At 58.6% G+C, this 15,978-nt stretch carries 13 protein-coding genes; 11 read left to right on the top strand and 2 right to left on the bottom strand.

The window, feature by feature from the left end; genetic code table 11:
* Positions 1-173 precede the first annotated feature (173 nt).
* Positions 174-2,414, bottom strand: coding sequence for a TonB-dependent receptor (locus B4U49_RS11155; protein ID WP_078084673.1), 2,241 nt, complete (start codon positions 2,412-2,414; stop codon positions 174-176).
* Between the two features lie 548 nt (positions 2,415-2,962).
* On the opposite strand from B4U49_RS11155, the gene B4U49_RS11150 reads away from it, so the two are divergent.
* The 4 genes from B4U49_RS11150 (at position 2,963) to B4U49_RS11135 (ending at position 8,610) form a co-directional block, all read left to right on the top strand.
* Positions 2,963-5,191 carry a TonB-dependent receptor gene (locus B4U49_RS11150; protein ID WP_078084672.1) on the top strand — a complete coding sequence of 743 codons (2,229 nt, stop codon included), beginning with the start codon at positions 2,963-2,965 and terminating at the stop codon, positions 5,189-5,191.
* A gap of 144 nt (positions 5,192-5,335) precedes the next feature.
* Positions 5,336-6,811 carry an adenosine deaminase family protein gene (locus B4U49_RS11145; RefSeq protein WP_239692590.1) on the top strand — a complete coding sequence of 492 codons (1,476 nt, stop codon included), beginning with the start codon at positions 5,336-5,338 and terminating at the stop codon, positions 6,809-6,811.
* 26 nt (positions 6,812-6,837) lie between these two features.
* Positions 6,838-7,965 (top strand): purine nucleoside permease, encoded by a 1,128-nt coding sequence (locus B4U49_RS11140; RefSeq protein WP_239692589.1) that lies wholly within the window; start codon positions 6,838-6,840, stop codon positions 7,963-7,965.
* Positions 7,966-8,190: 225 nt separating this feature from the next.
* Positions 8,191-8,610 (top strand): c-type cytochrome, encoded by a 420-nt coding sequence (locus B4U49_RS11135; protein WP_078084671.1) that lies wholly within the window; start codon positions 8,191-8,193, stop codon positions 8,608-8,610.
* Between the two features lie 102 nt (positions 8,611-8,712).
* Here B4U49_RS11135 and rep read toward each other — a convergent pair whose 3' ends face one another.
* On the bottom strand, positions 8,713-10,746 hold the full coding sequence (rep, locus tag B4U49_RS11130; protein ID WP_078084670.1) for a DNA helicase Rep: 2,034 nt from the start codon (positions 10,744-10,746) through the stop codon (positions 8,713-8,715).
* A gap of 168 nt (positions 10,747-10,914) precedes the next feature.
* Between rep and B4U49_RS11125 the strand changes: the two genes are divergently transcribed.
* The 7 genes from B4U49_RS11125 (at position 10,915) to B4U49_RS11095 (ending at position 15,971) form a co-directional block, all read left to right on the top strand.
* Positions 10,915-11,787, top strand: a complete 873-nt coding sequence (locus B4U49_RS11125) for a helix-turn-helix domain-containing protein (protein ID WP_078084669.1) — start codon at positions 10,915-10,917, stop codon at positions 11,785-11,787.
* A 77-nt stretch (positions 11,788-11,864) separates the two neighbouring features.
* Positions 11,865-13,295 carry a hypothetical protein gene (locus tag B4U49_RS11120; RefSeq protein WP_078084668.1) on the top strand — a complete coding sequence of 477 codons (1,431 nt, stop codon included), beginning with the start codon at positions 11,865-11,867 and terminating at the stop codon, positions 13,293-13,295.
* A gap of 73 nt (positions 13,296-13,368) precedes the next feature.
* Complete coding sequence (locus B4U49_RS11115) at positions 13,369-13,590, top strand: DUF3565 domain-containing protein (protein ID WP_078084667.1); 222 nt, start codon at positions 13,369-13,371, stop codon at positions 13,588-13,590.
* Positions 13,590-14,045 carry a YaiI/YqxD family protein gene (locus B4U49_RS11110; protein ID WP_078084666.1) on the top strand — a complete coding sequence of 152 codons (456 nt, stop codon included), beginning with the start codon at positions 13,590-13,592 and terminating at the stop codon, positions 14,043-14,045. Before B4U49_RS11115 ends, B4U49_RS11110 begins: the two co-directional genes overlap by 1 nt.
* Positions 14,046-14,063: 18 nt before the next feature.
* A complete protein-coding gene (locus B4U49_RS11105) occupies positions 14,064-14,555 on the top strand; it encodes a GNAT family N-acetyltransferase (protein WP_078084665.1) in 492 nt (163 codons plus the stop codon).
* A 1-nt stretch (position 14,556) separates the two neighbouring features.
* Positions 14,557-15,432, top strand: a complete 876-nt coding sequence (gene bla, locus B4U49_RS11100; RefSeq protein ID WP_078084664.1) for a subclass B3 metallo-beta-lactamase — start codon at positions 14,557-14,559, stop codon at positions 15,430-15,432.
* Positions 15,429-15,971, top strand: a complete 543-nt coding sequence (locus B4U49_RS11095) for a GNAT family N-acetyltransferase (protein WP_078084663.1) — start codon at positions 15,429-15,431, stop codon at positions 15,969-15,971. The genes bla and B4U49_RS11095 overlap by 4 nt, the downstream gene beginning before the upstream one ends.
* Positions 15,972-15,978: the final 7 nt, after the last annotated feature.

The following is a 15,978-nucleotide window of genomic DNA, read 5'->3' as shown; positions in this document are numbered from 1 at the left end:
TCTATCCAGCTGAGCTACGGGCGGAATGTGCGCCGAATCAAGGGGTTACATTAACCTGGCGCGGACGCGGATTATACAGAAGCCCCGGGATAGGGCAAAGCGGGGATTTTGACTTTGTGCCGGTGTCCCGCTCCCTCGCCAGAGGGGGCGGGCCGGTCCTGTGAGGGAAGGGGTTAGAACTGGTAGCGTGCGCGGGCCATGAGCTGGCGGGGTGGGATCAGCTCGACACCGGTGGCATTGACGCCGAACACGTCGCTCATACGGGAGTTGACGCCGTCTTCGTCGAACAGGTTCATGGCCATCAGGTCAAAGCCCCAACTGTTGGGCAGGTCGAAGGCGGCCACGGCGTTCACCACGTTGTAGGCGGGCACTTTATCCACAGCCGGGTTCTCGAAGATGCGCTGGCTGAAACTGCCGCGGTAGGTGTACTGCAGGGTGCCGGTGAAGGCGGTGCCGGACTCGAAAGTGCTGGTGTACTGCAGGCTGAGGTCGGCGGTCATGCTGGGGGTCTTGGCCAGTTCGTTGCCGTTCACATTCTCGCGGCTGTTGTAGCGCAGCAGCTCGTCGCCAAAGAAGGTGCCGCTGACGGCCACATTGTCCAGGGCGTCGAAGTCGGAGGTGATCTCGGATTCGATCGCCGCCAGCTTCAGGTCCAGAAGCCAGGCGCTGCCCAGCAACGCAGTCACTTCCAGCTCGGTTCCGTAGATCTCGGACTCTGGAATGTTGGCCACGCCACCCTGGAAAATGTCCGGGTCAGTGGCCTGGAACTGCAGGTTGTCGTACTGGTAGTAGAAGGAAGCCAGGTTGGTGCGCAGCAGGCCGTCCAGCAGTTCCGCTTTTATCCCCAGCTCGAACGCATCGATGGTCTCGTCTTCGAAGGTGGGGTCCACCAGTGCCGGGGAGCCGTCCTCGCTGTTGCCGTAGGTGAGGTTGCTGCCGCCGGGTTTGAAGCCGCGGGTGTAGGACCCGTACACCATGGTGGTCTCACCCAGGTCATGTTCCAGGGCCAGGCGGCCGGTGACCACGTCGGTCTCCGCTTCGATGATATCCGGCTCCGGTACGAAGAAGTTGGAGACCTCGCTGTAGACCTCATCCTCGGTGTAGCGCAGGCCGGTAATCAGGCGCGTGGTGTCATTCGCGTAGAAGGTGGTCTGGCCGTACAGCGAGAGGGATTCCCGCGTGGGGAAGGCGTCGGAGATAAAGCCGACATCGCCGGCAAACACGTCCGGGAAGGTGGTGGGGTAGCCGTCCAGCACGCCGTTGCCGTTGGCATCCAGCTCCTCGCGAATGTGGTTTTCCAGTTCGGTATCCAGATAGAAGGCACCCACGATCCAGTCCACCTTATCGAACAGCGGCTGATTGGAAATCATATTGACCTCAAGAGTGCGCGTTTCAACCTCCGAGGTTTCGGGGTAGAAGGCGCTGATGGTGTACTCCGGGTTCAACTCGTAAGAATGCCGATCGTTGTCGCGTACCACCAGGATGTCATCTTTCTGCCAGCTGCCCAGGGTTTTCAGGGTGACAGCGCCCAGGTCCGTTTCCAGGATGGCGCCGACGATGCGAGATTCGAGGGTGTATTTGGAGCGGGTATCCTGGGCGAGTTTGCGTTCGTCCGGCGTCGGATCGTCGATGCCCTTGATGGCAGCGCCGTTGGCATCTTCGTCGAACGCCTGGCCGAATACACGCAGGCTGGTGTTGGCGGAGAGATCGAACAACCAGTCGGTGCGCAGGCTCAAGTTCTCCATATCGTCCAGTTCCTGCCCGTTGAGGACATTCTTGGAAAAACCGTCGCGGGTGGCGCTGGTGACCGAGGTGCGCATGGCGACGGTATCCGACAGCGGCACGTTCACCGAACCGCGTACTTTCTGCAGGTTGTAGCTGCCAAGCGTGGTATCCACTTTGCCGGAAAATGCGTCGGTGGAGGGGGCGCTGCTAATGACGTTGATGGCGCCGCCGGTGGAGTTCTGGCCGAACAGGGTGCCCTGCGGACCGCGCAGCACTTCGATGCGCTCCACGTCGATAAAGTCTGTCTGCAGCGCGAAGGGGGAGGCGATATAAATGCCGTCCATATGATAGGAAACCGACGGATTGGCAATGGCATTCTGGTTGGCCTCATTACCCACCCCGCGGATGGAGATCACCGTCTTGTAGCCTTCGTTCCTGGCCACAGTGACCCCCGGTGCCACACCGCTCAGATCCACAAAAGACTCGATACCCTTGGTCTCCAGGTCATCACTGGACATTGCCGTTACCGCCTGGGAAAGGTCCTGCAGGCTTTCACTGCGTTTTTCCGCCACCACGGTGACCTCTTCCAGCTGGTTTGCGTGCAGCACTGAGGGGACGATGGCGAGGGCAATCGCCAAACTGAGCGGGGAACGCGCCCGGGATGCGGCGTTGAGAATGGAGCGGTACATGATTCTGTCACCTTGCTGATTATGTGGGTTGGATTGCTGGCCATTGAGACATCCCGGCCGGTGCTGGCTGGCGCCTCGAGGAGCGCGCCGAACTCTGTATCGCACAAAATGTGCCAAAAGCTGACCAAGTTGTCAGAAATTGAATGGGGTGACGTCGAAATGCTTCGAGCGGCTTGTAAAGCCCGGGGTTGGCGTGGCTGTAGCGTGGGAGTGGGCGCAATGGCGTCCCGCGCCGCACTTAACTAGCGGGGTCCGGTACGCGCAAACGGCTTAAAACGGTGCGTAATTCATGTGCCAGAGAGGCCTGTGAAAGATTGCGGTGCATGCACTCTGGCTTTGGTTGTGCAACCGGGTGTGGTTACCGCACCGAAAGCGCCCGTGTCCGCTGGCGGATGACATATCCAGCCAATCTGACTATTCGGTTAATTTTTTGGCACGCTCGTTGCTCTTCTGGTTATCGGGATACACCACACAGAACAAGTACAACGAGAACCGAAGACCACCGGCTGCCTGTCGCGGCACTCGGTTTGCGCAAAGGATACTGATCAATGAGCAAGGTAATCACACCCACTCTTCTCGCTGCCGCTATCGCCGCGACCCTGCCGACCGTGGCCGCTGCCCAGGAGACTGGCGAGGGAAAACGTAAAACGGCGATTCTGGAGGAGGTTACAGTCACCGCCCAGAGACGCGCGGAAGGGCTGCAGGATGTACCGATTTCCGTAGAGGCGCTGTCAGGTGAGAGCTTTGAGAGCATTTTCACCGCCGGTGATGACATTCTCGCGCTGGCCGCGCGGGTACCAAACCTGTACGCGGAATCCTCCAACGGCCGCGCGGCACCGCGGTTTTATATTCGCGGCCTGGGCAACTCCGACTTCGATCTCGCCGCGTCGCAGCCGGTTTCGATCATCTTCGATGACGTGGTACAGGAAAACGTGGTGCTGAAAAGCTTCCCGATCTTCGACGTGGAACAGGTGGAAGTGGTGCGCGGTCCGCAGGGTACTCTGTTCGGCCGCAACACTACCGCGGGTGTGATCAAGTTCGATAGCCGCAAGCCCACCATGGAAAACGAAGGCTACGTGAAAGTGGCAGCCGGTGAACTGGGCACCGCCAATATCGAGGGCGCCTTCGGCGGCGCACTGATTGATGACAAGCTTGCCGGCCGCCTATCCGTCCTGCGTCAGTCCCGCGGCGACTGGATCGACAACAGCTATACCGGGGAAGGCGATGTCATGGGTGGCTTTACCGAAGTGGCCGCCCGCGGGCAGCTGCTGTGGACGCCGACGGAAGACTTCTCCGCGCTGCTGAATGTGCACCAGCGCGATCTCGACGGTACTGCCAGTGTTTTCCGTGCGAATATCTACGAGCAGGGTGAGAAGGGTGAGCTGAACGAAAGCTTCGACCGCGATGTGGTGTACTACGACAGCGGCGACAATAACCCGCAAAAATATGAAAGCGCCGGCTCCTCCCTGAAGCTGGAATGGGATCTGGGTGACATGCTGCTGACCAGTATCTCTGCCTACGAAGGTGCCGACGGTTCCAGTAAAGGGGATATCGACGGCGGCGTGGCAGGCGATGGCCCCGGCTTTATCCCGTTTGACGCGGTAACCGAAGACAAAGCGGATGTATCCCAGCTCACCCAGGAAGTGCGTCTCGCCAGCAACACCAATGATCCGTTGCAATGGCAGTTGGGTGGTTTCTATTACGATGCCGATCTGGATGTGACCAGTATCGATGGCTTCTTCGGTGCTACCACCGTCAGTCATGGCAACACCTCCTGGGCGCTGTTCGGTCAGACCTCCTATGACTTCACCGACGTTCTGACCGGTACCGTTGGTCTGCGCTACACCTACGACGAAAAATCCCTGGTAGTGGGTGAGCAGAACGTGGATGGCTTTGCCGTGGTTATCGGTGCTGCCGGTATCCAGGATTACGATCCGATAAAAATTGATGATAACCAGTTGAGCTGGGAAACCAGCATCAACTACGCACTCAACGATCAGTCCAGCCTGTATGTGCGTCTGTCGGAAGGCTTCCGCGCCCAGTCCATTCAGGCCCGCGATGTGGCCTTTGAAGGCAGCCCGTCGGTGGCCGATTCGGAAACCATTACTTCCTTTGAGGTGGGTTACAAGGCCGACCTGCTGGAAGATACCCTGCGCCTCAACACCGCGGTGTTCTATTACCAGATCGACGATATCCAGCTGACCGCTGTCGGTGGGGGTGGCAACTTCAACCGTCTGCTGAACGCGGATAAAGGTGTGGGCAAGGGCTTCGAGGTAGATCTGGAGTGGGTAGCCACCGAGAACCTGCTGCTGACTGCCGGTGTCGGTTTTGCCGATACCGAAATTCAGGATGCCGACCTGACGACCGCACCCTGTGGTTCCGGACAGTGTACCGTCACCAATCCGCTCACTGCTGATGGCCTGGCAATGATTGACGGCAACCCCTTCCAGTCTGCGCCGGAGAGTGTGTTCAACTTCACCCTGCGCTACGGTGTACCGGTGGGTAATGATGGCGAGATGTTCTTCTATACCGACTGGGCCTATCAGGGGGAAACCCATCTGGCGCTCTACACCGCGGAGGAGTACACCATCGACAATCAGTTTGAAGGTGGTCTGCGCGCTGGATATACCAGTTTCTCCGGTGACTACGAAGTGGCGCTGTTTGGCCGCAACATCACCAACGAGGAAAACATCAAGGGCCAGATTGATTTCAATAACCTGACCGGCTTCGTCAATGATCCGCGCGTGCTCGGAGTGGAGTTCCGCAAGAACTTCTAATCGTGCAGAAATGGTCCCGTACAGGAAGAACACAGTGGCCTGTGCGGACGACCATTGAAACATCACATTAACCCGGTAGATTCTTGCTACAAGAATCGTTCACCGGGTTTATTGCTTTTTTGAGGCTGGAGTCTGAGTTTGAATATGACCAAGCGATCCAAGTCTGCCATTTATCGTATTTTGGCAATCTTTGCGAGTCTGATGGCAGCAACCATTAGCCCCGCAGTCAATGCAGTCGAACCCTGGTTCGAGGATTTCAAGTCCTCCGCCGACGACCGCGAACTCTATCGCTTCCTCTATGCCCTGCCCAAAGGGGGCGATCTGCACAATCATCTCACCGGTTCCAATTTCAGCGAGTGGTGGTTCGAGCTGGCCACCAATGAAAAACTCAATGGTGGTTACGAGTATTACACCCGGGTGCGCATCAACAACTGTGCCGGTTACGGCAGTGACATGTTCGGCATGGCGCCCTATCTGATGTATTTTCGAAACCTGCAGGCCTCCAGTTTCGAGGCGCTGTCCGAGTGTGAAAAAGGCGAATACAAAAAAATTAACGCACTGGATACGAGAGAGAAAGCCGCGTGGATGAATAGCCTGCGGCTGGACAAAGAACATGAGGGACGCGAGGAATTCTTCCAGACCCACTGGCAGCGTCTCAACGACCTCGGCCACAACCCCTATATCAACGCCGAAATGCTGGTCAAGAACATGCAGGCGTTTGCGCGTGAGGGGCTCACCTACCTGGAGACCATGGAGGGCACCCGCTTCTATAGTCGCCCCGATGGCAGCGCCTTTACCCCGGATGAGGTGGCGGATATTTTCCGCCAGCGACTGGCAGAGCCAGATGCCCTGGCCACTGGCGTCACCGCGCGCATGCAGTATTACCTGCTGCGTTTTATCGGCAATGCGGAGCAAGACCTGGAATGGATCTACCGCTATGTGGACCAGAACCGCGACCTGTTTGTAGGCATCAACATGGTTGGCCGCGAGGATAATGACAAGGGCCATCCGCTGCGTTTCCTGCCCACCCTGCGCAAACTGCGTCGGGATATTCCCGGCGTTCCCCTGTCGATCCATGCCGGTGAGGTGGACGAGCCTAACCATCATGTGCGCGACACCCTGTTGCTGGGAGCAACGCGTATCGGCCACGGCGTCAACCTGATCAGCGACCCGGATACCCTGCTGCTGATGCGCAACGGCGATTATCTGGTGGAGATCAACCTGATCAGCAATCTGCTGCTGGACTACGTGGATGATTACAGCCAGCACCCGTTTCCGGAATACCTGCGCATGGGCATACCGGTGGCGCTCTCTACCGATGACCGCGGCATGTGGGATTCCAATATGACCGACGAATACTTTGTCGCCGTGAAGGAGTTCAACCTGTCGTGGGAGGAGTTGACCGCACTGGCCCGCAATTCACTGCAGCACAGTTTTGTTGACGAGAATACCAAGCAGGAACTGCTGCGGGACTACGAACGTCGTCTCGAACGCTTCAAAAAACGTTTCCAGCGTCGCGGTCCCGCCGCACTCAGTGACGTGGTGCCGCGCAGCCACAGTTTCATCTGTAAAAAGTATGCGCTGTGCGAATACTCCACGCCTGCGATGGCTGCGAACTAAAACTTTGATGAAAACCAAGAGAAAAAATGATGTTGAATAACGCTTTCTCCAAGGGGATGTTTTCTTCCCTGCTGCTGCCCTTGCTGGCGTCCTTACTGTTAGTCACCGGCTGTGAAAAAAATATTGAAGCACCGACAGAAAAGCAGGGCGTACAAACCCCATCACCGATCCCCGTAAAAGTGGTGGTGGTGAATATGTTTGAAATCGGTGAGGACGAGGGCGATACCGCCGGCGAATTCCAACTGTGGAAGGAGCGCCAGAAGCTGAGCCAGCGCTTTCCCTTTCCGCAATCTCACCACGATCTGTTCCTGAATCCGGAAACCGGCGTGTTGGGTATGGTAACCGGTATGGGCACCAATAAATCCGCCTCCGCGGTCATGGCGCTGGGACTGGACCCGCGCTTTGACCTGAGCAAGGCCTACTGGCTGGTGGCCGGTATTTCCGGTTTCGATCCCGCGGACGCCTCCATCGGTTCTGCCGCCTGGGCGGAATGGCTGGTGGACGGCGACCTGATGCACGAGATCGACGGCCGCGAGCTGCCGGAAGACTGGTCCACCGGTAACTTCCCGCTGTTCAGCAAGGGCCCTTACCCGGAGAAGCGCCCGCCGAATCAGGGCGAGGTATTCCGTATCAACGGCGAGCTGACCGAATGGGCTTTCCAGCTCACCAAAGATATCGATCTTGGCGATGATGAGCACATTGCCGAAGACCGCAAGGCATTTACCGACTTCCCCAATGCGCAGCGCAAGCCGTTTGTACTCAAGGGCGACAATCTCGCGGGCATGACCTTCTGGCACGGGGACTACCTGAACCAATGGGCCAACGAGTGGGTGGATTACTGGAGTGAAGGGCAGGGCAGCTTTGTATCTTCCGCGATGGAAGATACCGGCACTGCGCAATCCCTGACGTATCTCGATCGCGCGGGTAAGGCGGACTACGATCGCCTGATGGTGCTGCGCACCGCCAGTAACTTCACCGTGCCGCATCCGGGGATGACTGCGGCAGAGAGCCTGCTCAGCGAAGGCGAGAATTACGCTGGCTTGCAGCTTTCACTGGAAAGCGCTTACCGCGTTGGTAGCCGTGTGGTGGACACCCTGGTCAACGACTGGGACACCTACAGGGAGCAGATGCCCTACGAGGTGGAAGGCAAATAACCTGAATCGGTGCGGGGTCCTGCATAGCCTGGACGCCCCGATCCCCGTTGTTTGGCGTAGGTTTTTACCCGCAGATTCCTTGGCCACAAGTCGCCGTTTGCAACGGGATTGGGTTCAGGCCTTCGCACAGGCGGGCGCTATGCTTATAATGCGCGGCTGAATTGTAGAGGTATGTGGCTAACACACCGGAATCTACGGGCCGCGCAAGGCCTTTAGGGGGATTGGATGAAAGTTGTTTTGAATTTCGTGGCGGCCCTGGCCGTGGTGGCTGGTGCGGCAGTAGCTGTGGCGCAGTCTGTAGATGAGCAGATCGCCGAGCGCATCGCACCGGCAGGCAAGACCTGCATGCAGGGCGACGAGTGTGCCGCGGCAGCGCCGGCAGCCAGCGCTTCCTCCGGTGGTACCCGCAGCGGCAGCGACGTGTATACCGGCCACTGTGCCGCGTGTCACGCAACCGGTGCCGCTGGTGCGCCCAAGTTTGGCGACGCCGCTGCCTGGGGCCCGCGCATCGACAAGGGTATCGATACCCTCTACACCCACGCCATCAACGGCTTCAACGCGATGCCGGCGCGCGGTCTGTGCATGGACTGCAGTGACGATGAGGTGAAGGCTGCAGTTGACCACATGGTGGAAGGTAGCAAGTAAGCGACTGCTTACACCGGTGCAAAAAAGCCGCTCATGGAGCGGCTTTTTTTATGTCTCGGGTTGGGCGCGACAGATGGTTGGGGGCACCGCCGCCCGCGCCCTCTAGTCAAACATGCTGAGCAGCGATCCCAGGGTCTCCTCCCCCTTGGCCTGGTTCTGCTCTGGCGTCGCCTGGCCAAACCCTTCAAAGATACAGTCTTCCTGCGGCAGTTCGTCGAGGAAGCGGCTCGGGGTGGTATCCTGGTTTTCGCCGAACATCTTGCGCTTGCCCGCCAGGGTCATGGTCAGGGTGTTCTGTGCGCGGGTGATACCCACGTAGGTGAGGCGGCGCTCTTCCTCGATGTTGTCGTCCTCGATGCTGTTGCGGTGGGGCAGCAGGTTCTCTTCCATACCGATCATGAAGACATGCGGGTACTCCAGGCCCTTGGAGGCGTGCAGGGTCATCAGGCTCACCTTGTCCGTGGCCTCTTCCTCTTCCTGGCGGTCGAGCATGTCGCGCAGGATCAATTTGGAGATGGCCTGCTCCAGGCGCACGTCCTGTTCCAGCTCGTCGTCGGTGCCCTCCATCGTCTTCATCAGGCTATCCAGCAGCCAGTAGACGTTCTCCATACGCTTCTCGGCGACCTTTTCGCTGCTGGCGTTCTGCGACAGCCAGCCGGCGTAGTCGATATCATCGAGCATCTCGCGCAGCGCGGATTCCGGACTGTTGTCGCGACAGTTGCGGGCCACGCCCTCGAGCCAGTGGGCAAAGCGGTTGAGGCGTTCGTAGCCGGCTTCGGTGATGTGTTCCTTGAAGCCGATTTCCGAGCAGGCGCTGAGCATCGAGACCTCGCGGCCCTTGGCGTAATTGCCCAGGGCCTCCAGGCTACTGGTGCCGATTTGCCGGCGCGGGGTGTTGATGATGCGCAGAAAGGCGTTGTCGTCGTCCGGGTTCACCAGCAGGCGCAGGTAGGACATCACGTCCTTGATCTCGGCGCGGGCAAAGAAGCTGGTCCCGCCGGAGAGCTGGTAGGGAATCTGGTTTTCCTGCAACTTCATTTCTATCAGGCGCGCCTGGTGGTTGCCCCGGTAGAGCACCGCGAAGTCCATAAACTTGCAGCCGCGACGGGCCTTCTGCAGGAAGATCTCGTTGGCGACGCGCTCGGCTTCCTCGTTCTCGTTGGTCACCTTGAGCACGCGGATTTCGTCGCCGAGGCCCTTGTCGGACCACAGGGCCTTGTCGAATTCGTGCGGGTTGTGCGCGATCAGGTGGTTTGCCACCTTGAGGATGCGGCTGGTGGAACGGTAGTTCTGCTCCAGCTTGATCAGGCGCAGGTTGGGGTAGTCCTGCTTCAGCTGGCTCATGTTTTCCGGGCGGGCGCCGCGCCAGGCGTAGATCGACTGGTCGTCATCGCCCACCACGGTGAGACCGCCGCGGCTGCCGACGAGCAACTTCACCAGCAGGTACTGGGAGCTGTTGGTATCCTGGTACTCATCCACCAGCAGATAGCGGATTTTTCTTCTCCAGCGTTGCAACAGCTCCGGGTCCGTGTCGAACAGCTGCACCGGGATCATGATCAGGTCGTCAAAATCCACAGAGTTGTACGCCTTGAGGGCGTCACAGTAGCGACCGTAGGCCACCGCCATCGCCTGCTCTCCCGGGCTCTGGGCCATTTCCAGGGCCTTGCGCGGGGACAGCATGTCGTTCTTCCAGTTGGAAATCTGGTTCTGCACCCGGTCCAGCAGGTCGGTGTCCAGGTCGCCGTCGCGCAGCATCAGCTCCTTGATCAGGCCGCGGGCGTCCTCCGAGTCAAAAATCGAAAAGCCGGGCTTGAAGCCGGCGGCGCGGTATTCCTTGCGCAGGATATTCAGACCGAGGTTGTGGAAGGTGGAAACGGTGAGGCCGTGGGAGGCCTTGGATTTCTTGCCATCGGGGCCGGTGATCAGCTTGCCAACCCGTTCCTTCATCTCCCGTGCGGCCTTGTTGGTAAAGGTCAAGGCGGCAATATTTCGCGCCTGATAACCACATTTTTCGATCAGATAGGCGATTTTTCGCGTAATTACACTGGTCTTGCCGGAGCCGGCACCGGCCAGTACCAGACAGGGGCCGTCGATGTATTTGACTGCTTCCGCCTGGCGCGGGTTGAGTTTGGTCATGGGGTACAGCTGTAGTGGATATGACGGTGAATGACACGAGGGTGCGATTCTATCAGTCGCGCCGCGGGTTGGCTGCGTCTGGCGATTGGATTTATATTGATCAAAGCGACGACGAGATTCCCCACCAGTGGGAACGGCATATAACAACCGATAACACAGGTCCGCAACATGAAGACCAACACACCACTCAGCCTGGTGGAGCAATCCCGCGGCGAGAGCGCGTTCGGGCGCCTGATGCACTTCTGGCGCAAGACCCTGGGAATGTCCCAGGAGGAATTGTCGGAGAAGCTCGGTGTGTCCACGCGGCATATCAGCTTCCTCGAGACTGGGCGCTCACAGCCATCGCGGCTGGTGGCGGCGGCACTGGCGGACTGTTTCGGGCTCAGCGCCCGCGATCGTGCCTATCTGCTGACGGCTGCGGGTTTCTCTGCGGATCAGTCGGTGTTCGATTCCCCGGACCTGGCGGTGTGGATGAACAAGTCCATGCAGAACGCGATGAGCCGCGCCGAGCCCGAGCCGGCGTTTGCCCTGGACAGCTTCGGGCAGGTGATCTCGGTCAACCGCGCCTGGTTGGCATTCTTCCTGCCGCGGGTGGACCCGGCGCTGCTGCAAGACCCGAACATGTACGAGCTGGTCATGCACCCCAAGGGCCTGCGTCCCCACCTGCACAACGGTATGGCCCTGTCCTGTGGCCTGGCGCTGTATCTAACCATGGAAACCCTGCAGAGTGACAATCCCGCTGGCTGGGAGATGCTGGAACGGCTTGAGGCCGCCGGCGCTATGCCGGAAAACTGGCGTCAACTGGGGAGGCGTCTGGTCCACACCAGCGATTACCCAATGGCGCTGAATACGGAGCAGGGGCTGGTCAACCTGACCGTGTACAACGACACCCTATCTTCCACCCCGCAACTGGTACAGCCGCGCCTGTTGATCGGTCGCATCTATCGCGACGACGGAGAGCGTGTGGTCAGCGACCAGGAGTTGGCCGCGGTACCGGATGACCATCCACTGCTGTACCGGTCGCTAATACAGGCGGAATGATTACCTGGCAAATAATGGTGGCCCGGTCTGGCCCCACCTAAGCTCGAACAGGTAATAACAATAACGAGCTAAAGGCGATGGACCAGACCAACTCCCCGGGCAGCCGCCTGGATACCTCTCACCAGAAACCCGGCCAGTCTAAATCCGGCGGCTGGCGCTGGGGACCGTTTACCTTCCGCGTGCCCTTCCTGCACCTCAAATTCGTCCCCTCCCAGTTCATACAGGGACTGGTGGTAGCCAGCGGCACCAGCCTGATCATGGCACCGGTGATGATCGGCTACTTTGGCCTGTCCTTTGAGGAGTCGCTGGCACTGTTACTGCTGGCCAACACGGTGCTCTGCGCATCGTTTGTGGTATTCGGCGAACCCTTCGCCCCGGGGATGCTGACCCCGGCCTTCCCGCTGGTGCTCACATTTATCGTCAGCGGCTATCCCGAGGGGCCGGAGCGGTTCCAGGTGATGACCGCGCTGTCGCTGAGTCTGGCGGCCATCGCGCTGGTGTTCAGCCTGTCGGGACTGTCGAAGCGGATGATGCGCGCACTACCGGTGGCGCTGAAGGCGGGGATTATCTTCGGCGCTGCCATATCCGCCCTCGACCGGGTGTTTATCAAGGATGTGGCGCTGTTCGAGACCCATACCTTCAGTGCCATCACCGCGCTGCTGGTGGCATTGCTGTTTACCTTCTCCGCCCCGGTCCAGAACCTGCGTACCCGCTACAAATGGCTGGACAGCGTGTGTTGTCTCGGTTTGTTGCCGGGGTTTGTGGCCGCCGCGGTGGTGGGGGTGCTGGTCGGGGAAATCCAGTTTGATATCCGCTGGGGATTGTTTTTGCCGCCGGTGGCGGAGACCCTGGCCAAGGTGTCGCCGCTGAGTATCGGCTGGCCGCCTGTCTCGATGTATCTGGAGGTACTGCCTCTGGCATTTGTCGCCTATGTGATCCTGTTCGGGGATTTTGTTACCGGTACAGAAATGATCCACAGCGCACAGTCGGCGCGGGAAGACGACCCCGTCGATACCAACTTCGAGCGCAGTGAAATTGCGGTGGCCTTGCGCAATGCGGTTTCCGCGGTATTCGCGCCGCTGTTTCCCTACCAGGGTGTGCTGTGGACCGGGGTGCACGCGGTGGTGATCCAGACCTGGCGCCGCGGGCGCGACAAGATGCGCAACCTGCACAGCGGGATCGGCTCCTACTACGGCTTTGGCCTGCCACTGATCTACCTGTGCTGGCCCTGGATCAGCCTGATCAAGCCGATCATGGCCATCGCCCTAATGCTCACCCTCGCGCTCACCGCCTTCGCCTGCATCATGGTGGCCGCGCCGCTGGTGAAAAAGCCGCTGGAGATGGTCTGCGCCCTGGTGATCGGCTTTATGCTCGCCATGTTCGATGTGTGGACGGCACTGGGCGCAGCGGTGTTCCTGCTCGTCTTTATCAACGGCAACCTGCCGCGCTGGCAGAAAAAGGCCGAATCCTCCGAACAACCCTCACAGGTGGCTTCTGCGGGAGATTGATTTTTACCTTCCGTCAATATTTGTCTATAAAGGCACCTCTCTGAGGTGCCTTTTTTTATTGCCACTAACGCATATGAAGCAACCCATCACCGGTTACCATCGCGACGAAGAAGATCACTGGGTGGCACAGCTCGACTGTGGCCACAACCAGCATGTGCGCCACGATCCACCCTGGCAGAATCGCCCGTGGGTCACCTCGGAGCAGGGGCGTAAACAAATGTTGGGGCTACAGCTGGAGTGCAAGAAATGCGATGCAGGTGCGCCCACCGACGAACAACCAAGAGAATCTGATTAATGGCAAAAATCTGGGTCGATGCCGATGCCTGCCCCACGGTAATCAAGGAAATTCTGTTCCGCGCCGCCGAGCGCACAGAAACTGAAATGACACTGGTGGCCAACCAGCACGTGCGGGTTCCACCGTCCAAATATATCCGCGCCATGCAGGTGACTGCCGGCTTTGATGTCGCCGATAACGAAATCGTCCAGCGCTGCAGCGAGGGTGATCTCATCATCACTGCGGACATACCGCTGGCATCGGAAGTGATCGACAAGGGCGCCACCGCCCTCAATCCCCGTGGAGAAAAATACTCCAAAGCGAATATCCGCGCGCGCCTGAACATGCGCGACTTTATGGAAACCCTGCGCTCCAGTGGCGTACATACCGGTGGGCCGCCACCCCTGGGGCAGCAGGAGCGCAAGGCATTTGCCGATCAACTGGATCGCTGGCTGGTGCAGGTCAAGAAAAGATAACGTGCGGGGGTATATCAAATGGCGAAACTGGTTCCATTTAAAGCTGAATTCCTGCCGGAACTGATATCGTGGATTGATAGTGAGGCAGCGTGTCACCAGTGGGGTGGTCCCTGGTTTCAATATCCATTTGACGCGCGCAGCTTTTCCCGCGACTGCCGGTGGCGAGAATTACCAACATTCGTTGTTGAGGACAATCGTGGGCAACTATTGGCGTTTGGCCAGTATTACAACCGTCTCGACTGCTGTCATTTGGGACGATTAATTGTGTCGCCGGGATTTCGCGGTGCCGGCATTGGCACTTTACTGATCACACAGCTCATTGCTCATGGTTGCGAAGCGCTGCAGAGCGATCGCTGTTCACTGTTCGTTTTGAAAGACAACCACCGGGCTTTGGCGCTCTATGAAAAACTGGGCTTCTGTAAACGCGATTACCCGGAACCAGAACAGGGTATGGAAATCTGCCATTACCTGGTGGCGGAAGCGGCGCAAATACTCGGTAAGGAAAGCTGATATGCAGGTGAAATTTGGCGCTTTGATACTGGCATCGCTACTGCCGTGCGCGATTGCGTTTCCCATCACCGCTCAGGGAAATCCGTTGCCGCAGCTTCAGGCCTACGAAGTACCGGAATCCTGGCGTACCCCCGTAAAGCCGCTACAAATCACTGAGCATGTATGGCAGATCGGCACGCAGGGGTTAACTGCGCTGCTCGTAAAAACGGACAGCGGCGCGGTACTGATCGACGGAGGCATGCCGCAGGCAGCAGATCATCTGCTGGCGAATATGCGCACTCTGGGGGTGGCGCCGACAGACCTGAAATGGATTTTGCTGAGCCACGGCCACGCCGATCATGCAGGCCCTCTTGCCGCCATCAAGCGCGCGACCGGAGCAAGCGTTGTGGCAAATGCCGAGTCTGCCCACCTGCTGGCCAATGGCGGCGCCGGCGATATCCATTTCGGTGATGCATTGCTGTATCCGCCGGTCAGCGTCGATCGCTATGTGCAGGATGGAGAAACTATTGCGGTAGGGGACCTGCAGTTTCAGGTGCACTTTGTTCCGGGGCACACGCCGGGGAGTATGGCGTGGACCTGGCGTGAGCAGCGTGAAGGTAAAGAACTGGATGTGGCCTACGTGGACAGCCTGACGGCGCCCGGTTACCAGCTGCTGGACAACCCTCGCTACCCGAATATCTTGCGTGATTTTCGTTTGACCCTGGCCAAGGTGCGGGATCTGTCCTGTGACCTGTTGCTGACTCCGCATCCCGGCGCCAGTGGCTGGAGCTACGGTGAAGTTGCAACACGGGAAAAGCGTATGGACTGTCGTGACTATTCGACGGCTGCACAAATTGCACTGGATAAACGTGTCGAAAAAGAGCGCCGACAAAAGTGACACAGTTAATCGAACCTAAAACACAGCGCCTGCAGTTGCGTCAGTGGCGCGAGAGTGACCGCGAGCCGTTTGCTGCAATGAATGCAGATCCGCGCGTGATGGAATTTTTCCCCGCGCTGTTGAGCCGCGCAGAAAGCGATGCCGGAATTGATCGCCAGATAACGCATATCGAAAAGCATGGCTGGGGGTTCTGGGCGGTGGAAACACTGCGTGAAAAGCAGTTTATCGGTTTTGTCGGTATCAAAAATGTCACCGACGATATGCCTTTTGCACCGACGGTGGAAATCGGATGGCGGTTAGCGCCGCACGCCTGGGGGAAAGGCTGCGCGACGGAGGCCGCGCGGGTCAGTCTCAGGGTCGGGTTTGAACTGCTCGATCTGGAAGAAATTGTATCGTTTACCGTGCCCGGAAATGTTCGCTCTCGTGCGGTGATGGAAAAGCTGGGCATGAAACAGGATGAAAATTTTTTGCATCCTGCTTTGCCCGAGGGGCACTCGATGCAGGAGCATGTGCTCTATCGGCTGAAAAACCCCCGATAATCTTTAG

Source organism: Microbulbifer mangrovi (genome assembly GCF_002009015.1).
In the GTDB taxonomy this organism is placed as follows: Bacteria; Pseudomonadota; Gammaproteobacteria; order Pseudomonadales; family Cellvibrionaceae; genus Microbulbifer; species Microbulbifer mangrovi.
This window is presented reverse-complemented; position numbering and strand designations above follow the sequence as displayed.

What these genes read in the sequence shown, in the direction of transcription:
- B4U49_RS11155 (WP_078084673.1), bottom strand. Translation starts at nt 2,414, where the DNA reads ATGTACCGCTCCATTCTCAACGCCGCATCCCGGGCGCGTTCCCCGCTC.
- B4U49_RS11150 (WP_078084672.1), top strand. Translation starts at nt 2,963, where the DNA reads ATGAGCAAGGTAATCACACCCACTCTTCTCGCTGCCGCTATCGCCGCG.
- B4U49_RS11145 (WP_239692590.1), top strand. Translation starts at nt 5,336, where the DNA reads ATGACCAAGCGATCCAAGTCTGCCATTTATCGTATTTTGGCAATCTTT.
- B4U49_RS11140 (WP_239692589.1), top strand. Translation starts at nt 6,838, where the DNA reads ATGATGTTGAATAACGCTTTCTCCAAGGGGATGTTTTCTTCCCTGCTG.
- B4U49_RS11135 (WP_078084671.1), top strand. Translation starts at nt 8,191, where the DNA reads ATGAAAGTTGTTTTGAATTTCGTGGCGGCCCTGGCCGTGGTGGCTGGT.
- rep (WP_078084670.1), bottom strand. Translation starts at nt 10,746, where the DNA reads ATGACCAAACTCAACCCGCGCCAGGCGGAAGCAGTCAAATACATCGAC.
- B4U49_RS11125 (WP_078084669.1), top strand. Translation starts at nt 10,915, where the DNA reads ATGAAGACCAACACACCACTCAGCCTGGTGGAGCAATCCCGCGGCGAG.
- B4U49_RS11120 (WP_078084668.1), top strand. Translation starts at nt 11,865, where the DNA reads ATGGACCAGACCAACTCCCCGGGCAGCCGCCTGGATACCTCTCACCAG.
- B4U49_RS11115 (WP_078084667.1), top strand. Translation starts at nt 13,369, where the DNA reads ATGAAGCAACCCATCACCGGTTACCATCGCGACGAAGAAGATCACTGG.
- B4U49_RS11110 (WP_078084666.1), top strand. Translation starts at nt 13,590, where the DNA reads ATGGCAAAAATCTGGGTCGATGCCGATGCCTGCCCCACGGTAATCAAG.
- B4U49_RS11105 (WP_078084665.1), top strand. Translation starts at nt 14,064, where the DNA reads ATGGCGAAACTGGTTCCATTTAAAGCTGAATTCCTGCCGGAACTGATA.
- bla (WP_078084664.1), top strand. Translation starts at nt 14,557, where the DNA reads ATGCAGGTGAAATTTGGCGCTTTGATACTGGCATCGCTACTGCCGTGC.